The 264-nt window shown below is 58.0% G+C and carries 1 pseudogene; it reads right to left on the minus strand.

Annotated features, from left to right (window positions below):
* A pseudogene (locus GNF10_RS37580) lies at positions 1 to 264 on the minus strand (hypothetical protein); the annotation flags it as partial.

Below are 264 nucleotides of genomic sequence, written 5' to 3' on the forward strand. Positions count from 1 at the left end.
CGGTTTCTGCCGTACCGGTCATGCCGGAGATCTTCTCGTACAGGCGGAAGTAGTTCTGCAGGGTAACGGTAGCCAGGGTCTGGTTCTCGTTCTTGATCTCCACCTGCTCCTTGGCCTCAATGGCCTGGTGCATGCCCTCGTTGTAGCGGCGGCCGGCCAGCACGCGGCCTGTGAAGCCGTCCACGATCATGACTTCACCATTGCGGACGATGTAGTCCTTATCGCGGGTGAAAAGCTCCTTAGCCTTCAAGGCATTGTTCAGGT

Source organism: Nostoc sp. UCD121 (assembly GCF_014222285.1).
Lineage (GTDB): Bacteria > Cyanobacteriota > Cyanobacteriia > Cyanobacteriales > Nostocaceae > Nostoc.